General features: G+C 62.0%; 14 protein-coding genes. 9 read left to right on the top strand and 5 right to left on the bottom strand.

Annotated elements, in window-relative coordinates:
- The first annotated feature begins 186 nt into the window (after positions 1 to 186).
- The 4 genes from GSQ88_RS27690 to GSQ88_RS27675 all read left to right on the top strand — a co-directional run bounded on the left by GSQ88_RS27690 (position 187) and on the right by GSQ88_RS27675 (position 4622).
- Positions 187 to 1068 (top strand): SDR family oxidoreductase, encoded by an 882-nt coding sequence (locus GSQ88_RS27690; RefSeq protein ID WP_159010922.1) that lies wholly within the window; start codon positions 187 to 189, stop codon positions 1066 to 1068.
- Positions 1069 to 1869 (top strand): enoyl-CoA hydratase/isomerase family protein, encoded by an 801-nt coding sequence (locus GSQ88_RS27685; RefSeq protein WP_159010921.1) that lies wholly within the window; start codon positions 1069 to 1071, stop codon positions 1867 to 1869.
- A 70-nt stretch (positions 1870 to 1939) separates the two neighbouring features.
- Positions 1940 to 2827, top strand: a complete 888-nt coding sequence (locus GSQ88_RS27680) for an alpha/beta fold hydrolase (RefSeq protein WP_159010920.1) — start codon at positions 1940 to 1942, stop codon at positions 2825 to 2827.
- A gap of 145 nt (positions 2828 to 2972) precedes the next feature.
- Positions 2973 to 4622, top strand: coding sequence for an AMP-binding protein (locus GSQ88_RS27675; RefSeq protein WP_159010919.1), 1650 nt, complete (start codon positions 2973 to 2975; stop codon positions 4620 to 4622).
- A 14-nt stretch (positions 4623 to 4636) separates the two neighbouring features.
- Here the strand turns inward: GSQ88_RS27675 and GSQ88_RS27670 are convergent, their stop codons facing one another.
- Positions 4637 to 5440, bottom strand: a complete 804-nt coding sequence (locus GSQ88_RS27670) for an enoyl-CoA hydratase/isomerase family protein (protein ID WP_159010918.1) — start codon at positions 5438 to 5440, stop codon at positions 4637 to 4639.
- 132 nt (positions 5441 to 5572) lie between these two features.
- Here GSQ88_RS27670 and GSQ88_RS27665 point away from each other — a divergent pair, with 132 nt between their 5' ends.
- The 4 genes from GSQ88_RS27665 (at position 5573) to GSQ88_RS27650 (ending at position 9047) form a co-directional block, all read left to right on the top strand.
- Complete coding sequence (locus tag GSQ88_RS27665) at positions 5573 to 6439, top strand: SDR family oxidoreductase (RefSeq protein ID WP_159010917.1); 867 nt, start codon at positions 5573 to 5575, stop codon at positions 6437 to 6439.
- Positions 6440 to 6535: 96 nt separating this feature from the next.
- A complete protein-coding gene (locus GSQ88_RS27660; protein WP_159010916.1) occupies positions 6536 to 6988 on the top strand; it encodes a MaoC family dehydratase in 453 nt (150 codons plus the stop codon).
- The gene (locus tag GSQ88_RS27655) at positions 6985 to 7860 is read left to right on the top strand and encodes an HpcH/HpaI aldolase/citrate lyase family protein (protein ID WP_159010915.1); all 876 of its coding nucleotides are present in this window, start codon (positions 6985 to 6987) and stop codon (positions 7858 to 7860) included. The genes GSQ88_RS27660 and GSQ88_RS27655 overlap by 4 nt, the downstream gene beginning before the upstream one ends.
- A gap of 2 nt (positions 7861 to 7862) precedes the next feature.
- The gene (locus tag GSQ88_RS27650) at positions 7863 to 9047 is read left to right on the top strand and encodes an acyl-CoA dehydrogenase family protein (RefSeq protein WP_159010914.1); all 1185 of its coding nucleotides are present in this window, start codon (positions 7863 to 7865) and stop codon (positions 9045 to 9047) included.
- A 308-nt stretch (positions 9048 to 9355) separates the two neighbouring features.
- On the opposite strand, the gene GSQ88_RS27645 is transcribed toward GSQ88_RS27650, so the two are convergent.
- The 4 genes from GSQ88_RS27645 to GSQ88_RS27630 all read right to left on the bottom strand — a co-directional run bounded on the left by GSQ88_RS27645 (position 9356) and on the right by GSQ88_RS27630 (position 13391).
- A complete protein-coding gene (locus GSQ88_RS27645) occupies positions 9356 to 10501 on the bottom strand; it encodes an acyl-CoA dehydrogenase family protein (protein WP_159010913.1) in 1146 nt (381 codons plus the stop codon).
- A 24-nt stretch (positions 10502 to 10525) separates the two neighbouring features.
- Positions 10526 to 11320 carry an enoyl-CoA hydratase-related protein gene (locus tag GSQ88_RS27640; protein ID WP_159010912.1) on the bottom strand — a complete coding sequence of 265 codons (795 nt, stop codon included), beginning with the start codon at positions 11318 to 11320 and terminating at the stop codon, positions 10526 to 10528.
- A gap of 18 nt (positions 11321 to 11338) precedes the next feature.
- Positions 11339 to 12097 carry a glucose 1-dehydrogenase gene (locus GSQ88_RS27635; RefSeq protein ID WP_159010911.1) on the bottom strand — a complete coding sequence of 253 codons (759 nt, stop codon included), beginning with the start codon at positions 12095 to 12097 and terminating at the stop codon, positions 11339 to 11341.
- 121 nt (positions 12098 to 12218) lie between these two features.
- Complete coding sequence (locus tag GSQ88_RS27630) at positions 12219 to 13391, bottom strand: acyl-CoA dehydrogenase family protein (RefSeq protein ID WP_159010910.1); 1173 nt, start codon at positions 13389 to 13391, stop codon at positions 12219 to 12221.
- Positions 13392 to 13713: 322 nt separating this feature from the next.
- On the opposite strand from GSQ88_RS27630, the gene GSQ88_RS27625 reads away from it, so the two are divergent.
- A complete protein-coding gene (locus tag GSQ88_RS27625) occupies positions 13714 to 15048 on the top strand; it encodes an enoyl-CoA hydratase-related protein (RefSeq protein WP_159010909.1) in 1335 nt (444 codons plus the stop codon).
- Positions 15049 to 15078 lie beyond the last annotated feature (30 nt).

The raw sequence follows: 15078 nt of genomic DNA, 5'->3' as shown, positions 1-15078 counted from the left end.
CCCCGCTTGCATCCGTTCTGTCCGGCCGGAAGTAGCTCAATTACAGCCGGTTTTGCGCAAAGCGACGGACCAGCGGCACCCGGTCAAAAATCTCGGGGCCGGATTTACAGATCAAGTACATTAGTGTATTAATTTCGGATTGCTTCACCGTGGCCTTGCGCGCGGGACAAAAGGACGTGCAGAACCATGTTCGCCAGCGACGTCCTCAGGGGAAAACGAATTCTTGTCACCGGCGGCGGGACCGGCCTCGGCAAGGAAATGTCGGTGGGATTCGCGGCGCACGGCGCCCATGTTTTTATCTGCGGCCGCCGCCAGGAAGTGCTGGATCAGGCCGCGAGCGAGATCAGGGCGCGGTCCGGCGGACAGGCCGACACGTTGGTCGCCAATGTGCGCGATCCCGATAGCATCGAAAAGGCGGTTGCGGAGATCTGGCGTTCGGGGCCGCTGACCGGTCTGATGAACAATGCGGGTGCGAATTTCCTGGCGCCGACGGAAACGCTGTCGCCGCGCGGCTATGAGGCGATCCGCTCCACCATCATGGACGGCTCGTTTTATGCAGCCCAAGCCTGCGGCAAGCGCTGGATCGCCGCAAACCAGCCCGGCGTGATCATCAGCAATCTGGTGACCTGGGTCTGGACCGGATCGGCCTACGTCGTCCCCGCCGCGATGGCCAAGGCCGCCGTTCATGCCATGACGATGTCACTGGCGGTCGAATGGGGCCCGAAGGGAATTCGCGTCAATGCGATTGCGCCCGGTCCATTCCCGACGGAAAACGCCTGGGACAAGCTCAATCCGCTGGCGGAGACCGGCGTGGGCGCGACCCAGGCCGGCGAGGTGCCGCTGCGCCGGTTCGGCAAGATGGATGAACTGCGAAACCTTGTGATCTTTCTAATGTCGGATGGGTGCAGTTACATTACCGGCGACACCATCAGCATCGATGGCGGACATCATTTGGCGGCGCCCAGCACCTTTGCCGGACTTTCAAAACTCTCGGCGGACGACTGGCAGCGCGCCCGCGAAGCGATCCAGGCCTCGACGCGCAAGGAAAAACAGGGAAGGTCTGCCTGAATGAACCTCGCGAACCCGACGACAAGTTTCGAATGCGAGATCGCCGACGGCCTCGCTCATCTCGTGCTCAATCAGCCGAGCCGAGGCAACCCGATCGATGGCGCGTTTTGCCGCGAGTTCAACCTTGCGATGGCCGAACTGAGCGAGCGTGACGATGTCCGGGCGCTGCTGATTTCGGCGCGCGGCAAATTGTTCAGTGTCGGCGGCGACCTCAACGCGCTGGCGGAGCGAGGCGCCGCACTTCCCGCCACCATCAAGTCATGGACGGCGGATCTGCACGCCGGGATCACCCGAATGATCCGGATGCGCGCCCCCGTCGCGGTCGCGGTGCAAGGCAATGTCGCCGGCGGAAGCGTCTCGTTGATGGCGGCCGCCGATCTCGTGGTGATCGGCAAGTCAGCGCGGATTGCTTCAGCGTTTGCCAAAATTGGATTCAGTCCCGACAGCGGCTCGACGACGACCCTGACGCGGCGCATGGGACCGGCCCGCGCGCGCCGGTTTTTCCTGCTGGCCGAGACCCTGGATGCGGATGCGGCGCTGTCGGCCGGTCTGGTCGACCTTGTCGTCAACGACGAGGCGGTCGGGCCGGAGGCGGAGCGGATCGCGCGGGAATGGGCGTCGGGGCCGACCGAAGCGTTGGGCGCGATCAAGCGGCTATTCCTGCAATCTCCGCATCGTTCGCTGGAAAGCCAGTTGGAAGACGAGGCGCAAACGTTGGCTGCGATCTCGCGCACGGTCGATGCCAAGGAGGGCGTGGCCGCGTTTAAACAAAAGCGCAAACCACGATTTGTCGGGAAATAGCAACTGCAGCGGCCAAAATTGTTACCAGCAAGAAAAGCCAAATTTCAATCACACGGGAGGACAAGCATTCATGAAGATCGAGGAAGCGACGCAATCCATCACAGGCGCGGATGGCAACGCGATCAGGGTGTATTCGTGGAAAGGCGAGGGGCAGGTCCGCGGCGTGGTCCAGATCGCCCACGGCATGGGCGAGCATGCGTTGCGATATCGTCCGATCGCACACGCTCTCGTCAACGCGGGTTATGTGGTTTACGCCAACGACCACCGCGGCCATGGCGAACTGGCTGCGAACGCCAAAGCGCTAGGTGACTTCGGTCCGGGCGGCTTTCCGTCGTTGGTCGACGATATGACTGTCGTCACGCGGATGGCGCGGAAGGCCGAAAGCGGCAAGAAGCTCGTGCTACTGGGCCACAGCATGGGATCGTTTGCCGCGCAGCTCTATGTGCTCGATCACAGCGAATTGCTGGATGGCGTTGCGCTTTCCGGGTCGGCGGCGCTCGATCTATTGGGAGCCGCGGCGATGTCGGGGCGCTGGCAACTCGAGGACCTCAACGCGGCCTTTAATCCTGCGCGAACGCCGTTCGACTGGCTGAGCCGCGATCCAGCTGCCGTTGACGCCTACATGGCCGATCCGCTGTGCGGATTTAACGTGAACGCCGAATCCTACGGATCGCTGTTCTCGGTCGCGCCGCGGCTCGCGGACGCATCGGCGATCGGCAAGATCCGGCGGGATCTGCCGGTGTTCCTGTTCGCAGGCGATCGTGATCCGGTGAATGCCAACCTGACCTGGTTCCAGCCGTTGATCGATCGCTATCGTGAGGCGGGCCTGACCGACGTGTCGTGGCACGTCTATGGAGGGGCGCGCCATGAGGTGCTCAACGAGACCAACAGGCCGGAGGTGATCGCGAACTTTCAGGCCTTCGCGGACCGGATCGTGGGCCCCGTCGCGGCGGTCTGAAGCCAGATCGGGCGAAGCTGACCATCGGCTGCCAACGCCAAAGGGCTGCATTTTGGCGTTGGCAGAGATAGTGAGGTGATATACAGTACACGTGCGTACGATCATTCGGAGGCAATACCGAAAGTACGAAGCCGGGGAGGGATGGATGGTCATGGCAACCGCGCAGCGGGAATTGTCTCACGAAGGCTACCGGCGTGCCGGATACTGGCTGGACAAGACGATCGACCAGCTTCTGACCGAGGCCGCGGCAACGAGCCCGGAGAAGGTCGCCATCGTGGCGGACCGGGCCGACCACGACCGGGCTCGCCGTTTCACCTACCGCGAGCTGGAAGCGCTGGTTGACAGGGCCGCCAGCGCGTTGCGCCTGCTGGGGGTTGGCCCAGGCGACGTAGTGACGGTTCAATTGCCCAATTGGTGGGAGTTTGTCGTCACGACGTTTGCCTGCAGCAAGATCGGCGCCGTTCTCAATCCGGTGATGCCGATCCTGCGGGAACGGGAACTGCTGTACATCCTGAATTTCTGCCAAGCCAAGGTCTTCATCATCCCAAAGCTGTATCGCGGATTCGACTATGCCGCGATGGCCGAGGGCATGCGGGGTGATCTGCCGCACCTCAAGCATGTGATTGTGGTCGATGGTGTCGGCGAAGCCGGCTTCGAACAGGCGCTGCTTGCCGAGCCCGCCAAAGAACCGCGCCGCGAACCGCCGCAAAAAGCTCCGGGCCTGCGCCCCGATGACATGGCGGTGCTGATGTTCACGTCCGGCACCACCGGCGAGCCCAAGGGCGTCGTTCACACCTCGAATTCGCTGGTCGGATGCAACAAGGCGCTGGCGGGAAGGTTCGGCCTCGATGCGAGCGACGTCTTGCTGGTGGCCTCGCCGGTCGGCCATATGACGGGATTTGCCGCCATCGTGCTGTTGTCGGTCTATCTCGGCGGCACGATGGTTCTGCAGGACGTCTGGGAACCTAAACACGGCGTGTCCCTGATCGCGCGCGAAGGCGTCACGTATACGGCGGCTTCGACGCCTTTCCTCAACGACATCTGCGACGTGGTGAAGGCCGGTGCGCCGCGCCCGGCCAGCCTGCGCTCCTTTCTGTGCGGCGGTGCGCCTATTCCGTCCGTGCTGATCGATCGCGCCGCCAGCGACCTCGGCATCAAGGTCTGTTCGTTGTGGGGGATGACGGAGGCGTTGTCGGCGACCCTCACCGAGCCATCGCGGGCGGCCGACAAATCGCCGACCACCGACGGACGCTCGCTCGCAGGCATGGAGGTGCGCATTGTCGATTCCGATGGCCAATCGCTGCCGGCCGGTCAGCCGGGACGTCTCCTGGTTCGCGGCTGCCAGATGTTCAAGGAGTATTTCAAAAGGCCGGAATTGTTGACATTCGATGCCGACGGGTGGTTCGACTCCGGCGACCTCGCCTACATGGACGACGAAGGCTATATCCGCATTTCGGGACGGGTAAAGGACGTGCTGATCCGCGGCGGCGAAAATGTCCCGGTGGTCGAGATCGAAAATCTGCTCTACAAGCATCCTTCCGTGGCCGCGGTGGCGGTCGTCGGTTATCCGGATGCGCGCCTCGGCGAACGAGGTTGCGCTTTCATCGTGCCGCGGACGGATTGCACATTCGATCTGCCGTCGATGCAGGCCTATCTCGCCGAATGCAGGATGGCTAAGCAGTTCTGGCCGGAGCGCGTCGAGCTGGTGAGGGATCTGCCGCGCACCGCGAGCGGCAAGATCCAGAAGTTCAAGCTGAAGGAATTGGCCGCAGCTTTTGGCGATGCCGGGAGATAGCAGCGGATCATGCGCTATTGATCCGAATAGAACGGATCGCGCCGCTGCCGAAACGCGGCGACGGCTTCCTGATGGTCCTGGGTCTCAAGTAGAATGACCTGCTGCCGGTCTTCGATCATCAGGGCGGCATCGAGACCTGGCGCATCAATCAGGGCATTGAGCGATTGCTTGGTCAGCCGCAGCCCCATCGGCGAAGCACGCGCCATCTCGGCGGCAAATTCCAGACCGGTCTCGAGCAAACGCTCGGCCGCAACGATGTCGCTAACCAGTCCCACCGCCTTGGCGCGCTCGGCTCCGAGAAAGCGCCCGGTCAGCAACAATTCGGAGGCCACCGAGAGCCCGATCAGCCGCGGCAAGAGATATCCGGATCCCATGTCGCAGCCGCCGACACCGACGCGGATATAGGCCGCATTCATCCGCGCCTCGGGCGTGGCGAACCGTACATCGCAGGCCAGCAGCAATGAAAAACCGGCCCCGCAGGCGGCCCCGTGAACCAGGCCGATGATCGGCTGCGGGCAGCTTCGCATCAGGCGGATCAGCTGCGAGTACCGCTGCTGTATTCTGAGCTGCCGCTGCGCCCGGCCGCTGCCGGGTGCCGAAAAGGCCTCGGAGCCGAGTTCGGCTCCGGCGCAGAAGGCCCAGCCATTGCCGCGCAAAATGATCACGCGCGTCGCCAGGCGATCCCCAAGCCCGGAAAAATAGGCCGTGAGTTCGTCGATCATCTCCGGCGTCACCGCATTGAGCGCATCGGGGCGGTTCAATGACAGGATTTCGGTAGAGTCCTGGGCCTCGACCGTGATCGTCTTGAGCGGGTCCATGACTTTGTTCTCCGGTTGAAGATATCGTAATCTAGTGTACAGTATCGCAAACGCCGTAGTCCACTGCCGATGTGCCCGGAGCCATGGGCCGCAGGCGGCTACGAGACAAAGCTACCAGGGCGGAGATCCGCGATGCCATATCAATCGGTTTTCAGACCCGGGCTTTTCAAGGAGCAGACCATCATCGTCACCGGCGGCGGCAGTGGCATCGGCCGCTGCACCGCCCACGAGCTCGCGGCGCTCGGCGCCAATGTCGTCATCGTCGGCAGAACGCCTGAGAAGCTCGCCGATGTCAGGTCGGAAATCGAACAAGACGGCGGCGAGGTCATGAGCCGGATATGCGATATCCGCGATGAGGCGATGGTCATCGCCACCGTCGACGCGGTGCTGACCCGCTACGGCCGCATCGACGGCCTCGTGAACAACGCGGGCGGTCAATACCGGACGCCGATGAAAACTATCTCGACCAAAGGTTTTGAGGCAGTCGTGCGCAGCAACCTCACCGGCGGGTTCATTTTCATGCGCGAGGTCTATAACCGCTGGATGGAAGCCAATGGCGGCGCGATCGTGAACATCATCGCGGATATCTGGCACGGCTGGCCCGAATTTGCTCATTCCGCGGCAGCCCGCGGCGGCATGCTGACCCTGACCGAGACCGCGGCGTGCGAATGGTCCGCCTCGGGCGTGCGCGTCAACACCGTGGCCCCCGGCGGCATCGTTTCCAGCGGGTTCGACACCTACACGCCGGAGATGCAGAAGAAGCTGCATGATTTCACCGCCGGCGTGCCGTTGCAGCGCTTCGGGACCGAGGCCGAGATTTCCGCGGCCATCCTGTTTTTATTGTCGCCGGCGGCCGCCTACATCACGGGATCATGCATCCGGGTCGACGGCGGAACGCCGAACGCACGCAATACCTGGAAGCTGCAACCGCATGCGCGCAGCGTTCCCTTTGAGGGTTTTCACCGTTCGAAGCAGCCTGACGCACTGAAGAAGGTGTAGCATATCCCAAATCTTGAGGTTATGTGACTTGAGGTTATGTGAGATACGCTCGCGTCATCGAACGGATGCCAAGAAACTCGAACGGGGAAACTCCAAATGGCAGGACTTTATTTCGAACAGTTTTCGGTCGGACAGACCTTCGTCCATGAGATCAGGCGCACGGTCACCGATATGGACAACATCCTGTTTTCGGCGCTGACCTATAATCCGGCCGCCGTGCATATCGACCACGAATACGCAAAATCGACCGAATTCGGCAAGCCGCTGATGAATTCGATCTTCACCCTTGGTCTGATCATCGGCCTGTCGGTTCAGGATACCACGCTTGGAACGACGGTCGGAAACCTCGGCATGGAAGACACCAAGTTTCCGCGCCCGGTATTTGCCGGCGATACGTTGCGGGCGGAAACCAAGATCCTGGCGGTTCGGGAAAGCAAGTCGCGCCCGACCCAGGGCATCGTCACGTTCGAGCACCGTGGCTTCAACCAGCGCAACGAGGAGATCGCCTATTGCCGCCGGACCGGCCTGATGATGCGGCGGCCGGCATGAAGCTACGATCCCTGTTATTCGTTCCCGCCGACAGCGAGCGCAAATTCGCCAAGGCTTCCGGTATCGGCGCCGACGCGCTGATTATTGATCTCGAAGATTCGGTCGCGCCGCCGCGCAAGACGCTGGCTCGCGGCATGGTGAAGGAGCTGCTGGGAGCAGAGATCGCGCGCGACTGGGCTTTCCTGGTGCGGGTCAACCCGCTCGGCAGCGGGCTCACGATCGAGGATCTCGCAGCGGTGGTTCGTCCCGGCCTCGACGGCATCCTGATCCCGAAAGTCAGCGGCGTCGCCGACATCGAGCTGATTTCGAATTATGTCGATGCGCTGGAAGTTGCGGCGGGCGTTACGCCCGGGCACGTCAAGCTGCTGGTGGTCGCGACCGAGACGCCGGCGGCGATGATCGGGTTTTCCAGTTACGCAACGCCGAGCCGGCGTCTGGTCGGCATGACCTGGGGCGCCGAAGATCTTGGCGCGGCGTTGGGCGCGCTGTCGAACAAGGAGCCGAACGGAGAGTGGACCTTCCCGTACCAGGTCGCGCGCGCGCAATGCCTGTTTGCGGCCGGTGCCGCGGGAGTAGCCGCGCTTGATACCTTGTATGGCGACTTCAGGGATCAGGCAGGGCTTGCGGAAAGCTGCCGGATTGCGCGCCGGGATGGGTTTGTCGGCCGCATCGCGATCCATCCCGATCAGATCGCGACGATCAATTCATGCTTCACGCCGTCGGAAGCCGATATCGCGCATGCGCGACGCGTGGTTGCCGCCTTCGCCGCCGACCCCGATGTCGGAACCATCGGGATCGACGGCAAGATGTATGACATGCCGCATCTGATCGCCGCGAAGCGCGCGCTGGCCTCGATCGGGGAGGGCGTCTGACCATGAGTTCGGCGCTGGCCAATGAATTCGACGTGCCGGACGATCATGCCGCGATCCGGGACGGCGTTCGTTCGGTCGTCAGCCGTTTCGGTGACGATTATTGGCTGGCGCGTGACGATGACGGCGTTTTCCCGTTCGAGTTTCACCGCGCGATGGCGGATGCGGGATGGCTCGGTATCACCATGCCGGAGGAATATGGCGGCGCCGGCCTCGGCGTGACCGAGGCCGCCATCATGATGCATGAAGTGGCGAGCCATGGCGGGGGCATGTCCTCGGCGTCCGCCGTCCATATCAATCTGTTCGGGCCCCATCCGATCGTCGTCAAGGGAACGCCCGACCAAAAGGCGAGGTGGGTTCCGCGGCTGGTCGCGGGCGAGGACCAGTGCTGCTTCGGTTTCACCGAGCCGGATGCCGGCCTGAATACGACGCGCATCAAGACCTTCGCCCAGAAAGTCCCCGGCGGATATGTCGTGCATGGCCAGAAGGTCTGGACGTCGACGGCGCAGGTCGCCAACAAGATCATGCTGCTGACGCGGACCACCCGCTACGAGGATTGCGCCAAGCCGACCGACGGAATCACGATCTTTTACACCGATCTCGATCGTTCCAAGATCGACGTTCATCGCATTGCGAAAATGGGCCGCAAGGCCGTCGATTCAAACTCCATTTTTATCGACGGGTTGTTTATTCCGGAATCCGATCGCATCGGTGAGGAAGGCAAGGGCTTTTCCTATATCCTGCACAGCCTCAATCCGGAACGGATTTTGATCGCGGTCGAGGCCATCGGCATAGGCCAGGACGCGCTTCGCCGCGCGGCGAAATATGCGCGCGAACGCGTCGTGTTCGATCGGCCGATCGGACAGAATCAAGGGATCCAGCATCCCTTGGCCGAGAACTGGATGTATCTCGAATCGGCCTGGCAGATGGCGATGCGCGCCGCCTGGCTCTACGACCATGGCAAACCCTGCGGGGCCGAAGCCAACAGCGCGAAATTTCTCGGCGCCCGTGCCGGACACGACGCGGCATGGCAGGCGATCGCGACGCATGGCGGCTTTGGCTATGCCAAAGAATACCATGTCGAACGGCTGTTCCGCGAAGTTTCGATTACGCGGCTGGCGCCGATCACCGAGCAGCTCATTCTAAGTTTTATTGCCGAGAAGGTGCTCGATCTGCCGAAAAGTTATTGAGGTCTAATAGCGAGACGAGCTTTGTTTGAATCGGCAAGCGAGTTTGTCACCTCGCCCCGCTTGCGGGGAGAGGTCGAAATTCGCAAAGCGAATTTCGGGTGAGGGGGCCTCTCCGCGAGTCAGAAGTCGTGCAAGAGCCCCTCACCATAGCCGATGCTCCGCATCGGCGTTTTTGTATTAGTAAGGACGGCGGCCGGCAGGCCGCCTACGCCCCTCTCCCCGCAAGAGCGGGGCGAGGGAGAAGAGCTGCCATCGTGGCGGTCTAACCTCTTCCCATCATGCTTTCGGGGACGTCAAAGATTTTCACGTCAAAGATTTCTGGAAATCAATTCCCGCATGATTTCCGAGGTGCCGCCATAGATCCGCAGCACGCGCGCGTCGGCATAGAGGCGGCAGATTTCGTATTCGCGCATGAATCCGTAGCCACCGAAAAACTGCAGGCATTGATCGACCAGGCGACCATGCATTTCGGTGATCCATAGTTTTGCGGTCGACGCCGCGTAGGTGGTGAGCTCGTGGTTGAGATGTTCGCGGAGGCACTGATCGACGTAGGCCCAGCCCACCGAGAGGTCGGACTTCAGGTCGGCGAGCTTGAAGCGGGTGTTCTGGAAACTGCCGATCGGTGAGCCGAAGGCCTTGCGCTGCTGCACGTAGTCTTTGGTGAGATCGAACGCCTTCTGGGCGGCGGCGATCGAATGCAGCGCGATGGTCAATCGCTCCTGCGGTAGCTCGCTCATCAGTTGTCCCATCGCGCCGCCTTCGGCGCCCAGCAAATTGCTGAAGGGGACCCGTATTTCGTCGAAGAACAATTCGGACGTGTCGGACGATAGGTGCCCGAGTTTTTCAAGATTCTTGCCGCGACGGAATCCAGGCCGGTCGGCCTCGACCAGGATCAGGCTCATTCCCCTGGAGCCGCCCTCCGGCGTGGTTCGCACGACGACAATGACCAGATCGCACATCTGGCCATTCGAAATGAAGGTCTTCTGACCGGAGATCACATAATCGTCGCCATCGCGAACCGCGCGGGTGCGAATGCCTTGAAGGTCACTGCCGGTGCCCGGTTCGGTCATCGCGATGGCGCAGACGATTTCCCCGGAGACCATGCGAGGCAGCCACTTTGCCTTCTGTTCGGCGCTGCCATAGCTGAGCAGATAGCCGCAGCACACGTCATTGTGGACCGAGAAGTCGGTGGCGGGACCGGCAAAACCGGAATAGCTGAGTTCCTCGATCACGACGGCATTGTGCCTGAAGTCTCCACCCGCACCGCCGAATGGTTCCGGGACCTGCGGGCACAGCAGTCCGGCATTACCGCCGGCCGTCCACAGTGAACGGTCGATGATGCCGGCGTCTTCCCATCGCTGAAATTCCGGCGCGATCCTCAAAGCCGCGAAGCGTCGTACGCTTTCGCGGAATTGCTGGTGTTCTTCGTCGTAGACGGCGCGGTGTAGCAGCATGTTGTACCCTCGCGGACAGCGCCTTCAGTCGGTGAATTTATGGAAGTCCGGGTTACGTTTTTCATTGAAGGCCGCGACGCCTTCTTTTGATTCAGCGGTGTCGTAGAACATCTTGACGGCGTGCAGGGCGAAATTGCTGATGCCGCGAATGTTGTCGGAGTCGGCGTTGAACGATCGCTTCGCCAGCGCAATCGCGGTCGGGGACCGCTGCGCGAGCTTATCGGTCCAGTCCTTGACGGCCGCATCGAGCTCCGCGGCCGGCACCACCTTGTTGACGAGGCCCATCTCCCGCGCCTGTTCGGCGGTATAGCGATCGTTGATGAACCAGATTTCCCGCGCCTTCTTGTCGCCGACATGGCGCGCCAGGAAAGCGGTACCCCAACCGGCATCGACCGAACCGACCTTCGGTCCAACCTGACCAAATTGCGCGGTATCAGCCGCGATCGTCAGATCGCACAGCGTGGCCAGCACGTTGCCGCCGCCGATGGCAAATCCGTTGACCCGGGCAATGACCGGTTTGGGAACGTCGCGGATCAGGCCCTGTAGTTCGTCGATCGGCAGTCCGACGACGCCGCGGCCGTCATATTGCCCTTCATGCGCGGATTGATCCCCGCCGGTGCAGAACGCCTTCTCGCCGGCGCCTGTCAGCACGATGCTCGCAATTTTTCGATCGTTCGCGGCGAGCTGGAACGCTTGAATCAGTTCTTCCAGCGTCTGGCCACGGAAGGCGTTGTAGACCTTGGGCCGGTTGATGATGATCCATGCGGCCCGGTCACGCACTTCATAGATGACATCGGTAAATTTGGTTGTGTCTGACATGCCTCGACCTCACATTGCCTAAATCATGTTCATGCCGCCGGAGACCGATATGGTCTGGCCGGTGATGAACTTACCGTCGTCGGACGCCAGCAGAGCAACGATTCCGCCGTAGTCCTCCGGTTCACCCATTCGCTTCAAGGGAATGCCGCGAAGCATCGCGTCCTTCCACTTGACCGCCTGTTCACCTTCGCCCAGCACCGCCGCCATCATCGGCGTATTGGTGGGGCCTGGACAAACCGCGTTGAGCAGGACGTTCTTGCGGGCCAATTCCCGGGCGATCGATTTGGTGAACGAGATCAGACCGCCCTTGCAGGCCGAATAAACCGCCTCGTCGCTGGTGCCGACGCGGGCAGCATCCGACGCGATATTGATGATGCGCCCGCCGCCGCGCTCCACCATCAACGGCGCAATCGCATGGTGGGTGTTGAGCGGACCATAGAGGTTGATGCGGATGATCTTGTCCCAGAGATCCTTGTCGGTCTTCAGGAAGGGCATCGGCCGATCCCAGCCGGCATTGTTGACTAGCGCCCAGATCGGCCCGATTTCGGCCTCGACCTTGGCGACCGCCTGATCGACGGAGGCGCGATCGCCGACATCGACCGCATAGACGCTGATGCTGGATGGCGGTGCCAGCTTCGCGGTCTCCTGTCCGGCCTCGGGCTTGATATCGAAAATCGCGACCTTGCAGCCTTCTTCCGCCAGACGAAGGGTGATGGCACGCCCGATACCCTGGCCGCCGCCGGTGACGATGGCCACCTTGCCGGATAAGCCTTTCATGATTTCCTCCTGTTTTTCTCGCTGTTTTTCTTGCCGTTTTTCTTGTTATCGCGTCCGACCGTGAGGCCGGCAGATTGGTGCGTCGCGACGGCATGGTGCAGCCGCTTCGACCAGCGAGGGGTCAGCCGCTTTTGGCCAGGGTATGTCCATGCTGCGCGAACATCTGCCGGGCGATGATCGTCTTCATGATTTCGATCGAGCCGCCCGCAATCTTGACGACCCTGGCATCGGCGTAGGCGCGTGCGATGGGATATTCCCACATGTAACCCCAGCCGCCGAACAGTTGCAGGCATTCATCGACCGCCTCGCAATGCAGCTCCGAGGTAAACATTTTTGCCATCGCCGCATCGACCGGATCGAGCTTTCCCTCCATGAACAGCGATATGCATTTGTCGGTATAGACCCGCGCGACGGTGGCCTTGGTCTTGAGGTCGGCCAGCTTGAACTGGGTATTCTGGAAATCCGCGATCTTTTGACCGAAGGCGCTGCGTTGCGAGGTGTATTCGACCGTCCACTCGATCACCGTTTCGGTAACCGTCGCCGAGCGGATTGCCTGCGCGAGGCGCTCTTGCGCGAGCTTGGTCATCATCAGCGGGAAGCCGCGGCCTTCCTTGCCCAGCATGTTGGTGGCGGGGACACGAATGTTGTCGAAGAATAATTCGGACGTATCCTGGGCCTTCATGCCGAGCTTTTCGAGATTTCGGCCACGCTTGAAGCCGGGGCGGTCGCTCTCGACGATGAACAGCGTGACGCCGTTGGCGCCGGCATTGCCGTCGGTCTTGGTCGCCAGCACCACGAAATCGCAGAGCTGACCGTTGGAAATGAAAACCTTCTGGCCGTCGATGACGAAATCATCGCCGTCGCGAACGGCGCGGGTCCGGATCGCCTTGAGATCGCTGCCGGCATGCGGCTCGGTCATCCCAAGCGAGCCGATCGCTTCGCCGGACACCATTTTCGGAAGCCATTTCCGTTTCTGGTCGTCGGTTCCGAACGACAGAAGGTAGGTCGCAACCAGATCAGTGTGGATCAGGAAGCCGGGCCCGCTGGCGCCGGACCGCCACAACTCCTCGAATACGATCACGTCGAACAGATAGTCGAGGCCCATGCCGCCATATTCCTCCGGAACGGTGCAGCAGAGCAGGCCTTCCGCGCCGGCCTTGAGCCAGAGATCGCGCGGGACGATGCCGTCTTCTTCCCATTTGGCGTGAAACGGCACGATTTCCCGCTCGACAAAGCGCCGCACCGATTCCCGGAATATCTGATGCTCTTCTCGGAAAAGGGTGCGCTCGATCATATCAGGGCAGTCCCGCGTAAACTAGTGAACTAGTGTACCGTATATCGGCTTTGGCGGAAATGCAACGCATCAGGCGGGATTTCGGCCGATTTTGCAGGTCGCTGGCCGCTCACAGCCTGTGAAGCTACCTCGGACGTCATCCTGAGGAGCGGCGTCTTCGCCGCGTCTCGAAGGATGGTGCTCACCTCGGTGCTTGCAGCCATCCTTCGAGGCTCGCAAGAGCTCGCACCTCAGGATGACGACTCACGGGATCTCAGCAGAGGGTATCCATAGCGATGCAAAATCATCCTAGCATAACTAGTACACCAGTGCATAATATGCTATGAAGCCAATCCCGATCCAGCCGGAGAATGCGACAGTGGCGTTGGCTGATTTGAAGGAGTTCCGGCTCGAGCGTTCCAACAACGATGTTCTGCATCTGGTTTTCGATGCGCCGGGTCGCGCGATGAACCTATTCTCCAATGCGGCCATTGCGGAATTGGGGATGTTCGCCCAATGGCTCAGCGGAAGCGACGTGAGAGGCGTGGTGGTACGCTCGGGAAAGCCATCGGCGTTCTGTGCGGGCGCCGATCTCACCGAGCTCGGCGTCGCCTACGACATGATCATGGCCGCGCCTGCCGACCGGCGCAGCCAACTGGCCTATGATCATTTCTTTCGCCTGAGTTGGGCGTTCCGGAAACTCGAAACCGCCGGCAAGCCGGTCGCGGCGGCGATCGCCGGACTGGCGCTCGGTGGCGGCGGCGAGCTCGCGCTCGCGGCTCATCACCGCGTCATGACCGACGATCCACGCGCGGCATTCGGGCTACCCGAATCGCTGGTCGGCTTGTTGCCGGGAGCGGGCGGAACCCAGCGGCTTCCGCGGCTCGCCGGTGTCGAGGCCGCGCTGCCCGTGCTGCTCGAAGGGGCCAGATTGACGGGGCAGGCCGCCGTGACCGCGGGAGTGATCGATGAACTGGTTCCCGCCGGCCAGGAGGTCGCCGCGGCGGAGCGATGGGTGCTGGGCAATCCGGGGGCTTCGCAGCCCTGGGACCGCGCGGGTTGGCGGCCGGCCGATGCAGACCGCGTGGCCGCCATCATCGACAAGAAGCGCGCCGACGTGCTGGCGGACACTCTGGGGCACTATCCGGCGCCGCTGGCTATTTTGGATTGTGTCGGCACCGGGCTGCCGCAGCCATTCGATGAGGCGATCCGCGCCGAGATGCAGATCTTCGCGAGGCTTATTCAGCGGCGCGAACCGCGCAACATGATCCGGACGATGTTTCTCGGCAGGCTCGACCACGATCGCCTGCGAAAGGCGGGCGGCGTGGGTTCGCAGGTGGAACATGCCGTGGCGGAGATCTCGGCCGAACTGGATGTCGGTAGAGGTGAGAACGCTGTCCTTGCGGCCGCGTTGGCCCGCGCCGGTTTTCGCAGGGACTCGTTGCAGAGGCCCGCCTTCGATGGCGTTGTCTCGGACCAGGCGTTTTGGTTCGAGGCCGAACCCGCCACCGACGCTAAGCGGGCGTTGCGGCGGCATCTCGCGGGCGTCCATGAAGCGGCGGGACGATGGCGGTCGAAACTTTCAGAGGAAGAACGCCGCGCGGCCGACTATCTGCTGGTGAAGGAGTTCGGCTTCCCTGCCTATCTGGGCGGTGTGTTTGCTGCCGACCTCCTATGAGGCCGGTGGCCGCTGCCTTTTCAAGTCGCA

Origin of the sequence: Bradyrhizobium sp. S69, from assembly GCF_009766005.1 — a bacterium.
Lineage (GTDB): Bacteria > Pseudomonadota > Alphaproteobacteria > Rhizobiales > Xanthobacteraceae > Bradyrhizobium.
Note: the sequence above shows the minus strand (reverse complement) of the source record. Positions and strands in the feature narration are given on the sequence as shown.

Excerpts from the sequence above, each read along its gene's own strand:
- GSQ88_RS27690 (WP_159010922.1), top strand. The coding sequence starts at position 187 with ATGTTCGCCAGCGACGTCCTCAGGGGAAAACGAATTCTTGTCACCGGC.
- GSQ88_RS27685 (WP_159010921.1), top strand. The coding sequence starts at position 1,069 with ATGAACCTCGCGAACCCGACGACAAGTTTCGAATGCGAGATCGCCGAC.
- GSQ88_RS27680 (WP_159010920.1), top strand. The coding sequence starts at position 1,940 with ATGAAGATCGAGGAAGCGACGCAATCCATCACAGGCGCGGATGGCAAC.
- GSQ88_RS27675 (WP_159010919.1), top strand. The coding sequence starts at position 2,973 with ATGGTCATGGCAACCGCGCAGCGGGAATTGTCTCACGAAGGCTACCGG.
- GSQ88_RS27670 (WP_159010918.1), bottom strand. The coding sequence starts at position 5,440 with ATGGACCCGCTCAAGACGATCACGGTCGAGGCCCAGGACTCTACCGAA.
- GSQ88_RS27665 (WP_159010917.1), top strand. The coding sequence starts at position 5,573 with ATGCCATATCAATCGGTTTTCAGACCCGGGCTTTTCAAGGAGCAGACC.
- GSQ88_RS27660 (WP_159010916.1), top strand. The coding sequence starts at position 6,536 with ATGGCAGGACTTTATTTCGAACAGTTTTCGGTCGGACAGACCTTCGTC.
- GSQ88_RS27655 (WP_159010915.1), top strand. The coding sequence starts at position 6,985 with ATGAAGCTACGATCCCTGTTATTCGTTCCCGCCGACAGCGAGCGCAAA.
- GSQ88_RS27650 (WP_159010914.1), top strand. The coding sequence starts at position 7,863 with ATGAGTTCGGCGCTGGCCAATGAATTCGACGTGCCGGACGATCATGCC.
- GSQ88_RS27645 (WP_159010913.1), bottom strand. The coding sequence starts at position 10,501 with ATGCTGCTACACCGCGCCGTCTACGACGAAGAACACCAGCAATTCCGC.
- GSQ88_RS27640 (WP_159010912.1), bottom strand. The coding sequence starts at position 11,320 with ATGTCAGACACAACCAAATTTACCGATGTCATCTATGAAGTGCGTGAC.
- GSQ88_RS27635 (WP_159010911.1), bottom strand. The coding sequence starts at position 12,097 with ATGAAAGGCTTATCCGGCAAGGTGGCCATCGTCACCGGCGGCGGCCAG.
- GSQ88_RS27630 (WP_159010910.1), bottom strand. The coding sequence starts at position 13,391 with ATGATCGAGCGCACCCTTTTCCGAGAAGAGCATCAGATATTCCGGGAA.
- GSQ88_RS27625 (WP_159010909.1), top strand. The coding sequence starts at position 13,714 with ATGAAGCCAATCCCGATCCAGCCGGAGAATGCGACAGTGGCGTTGGCT.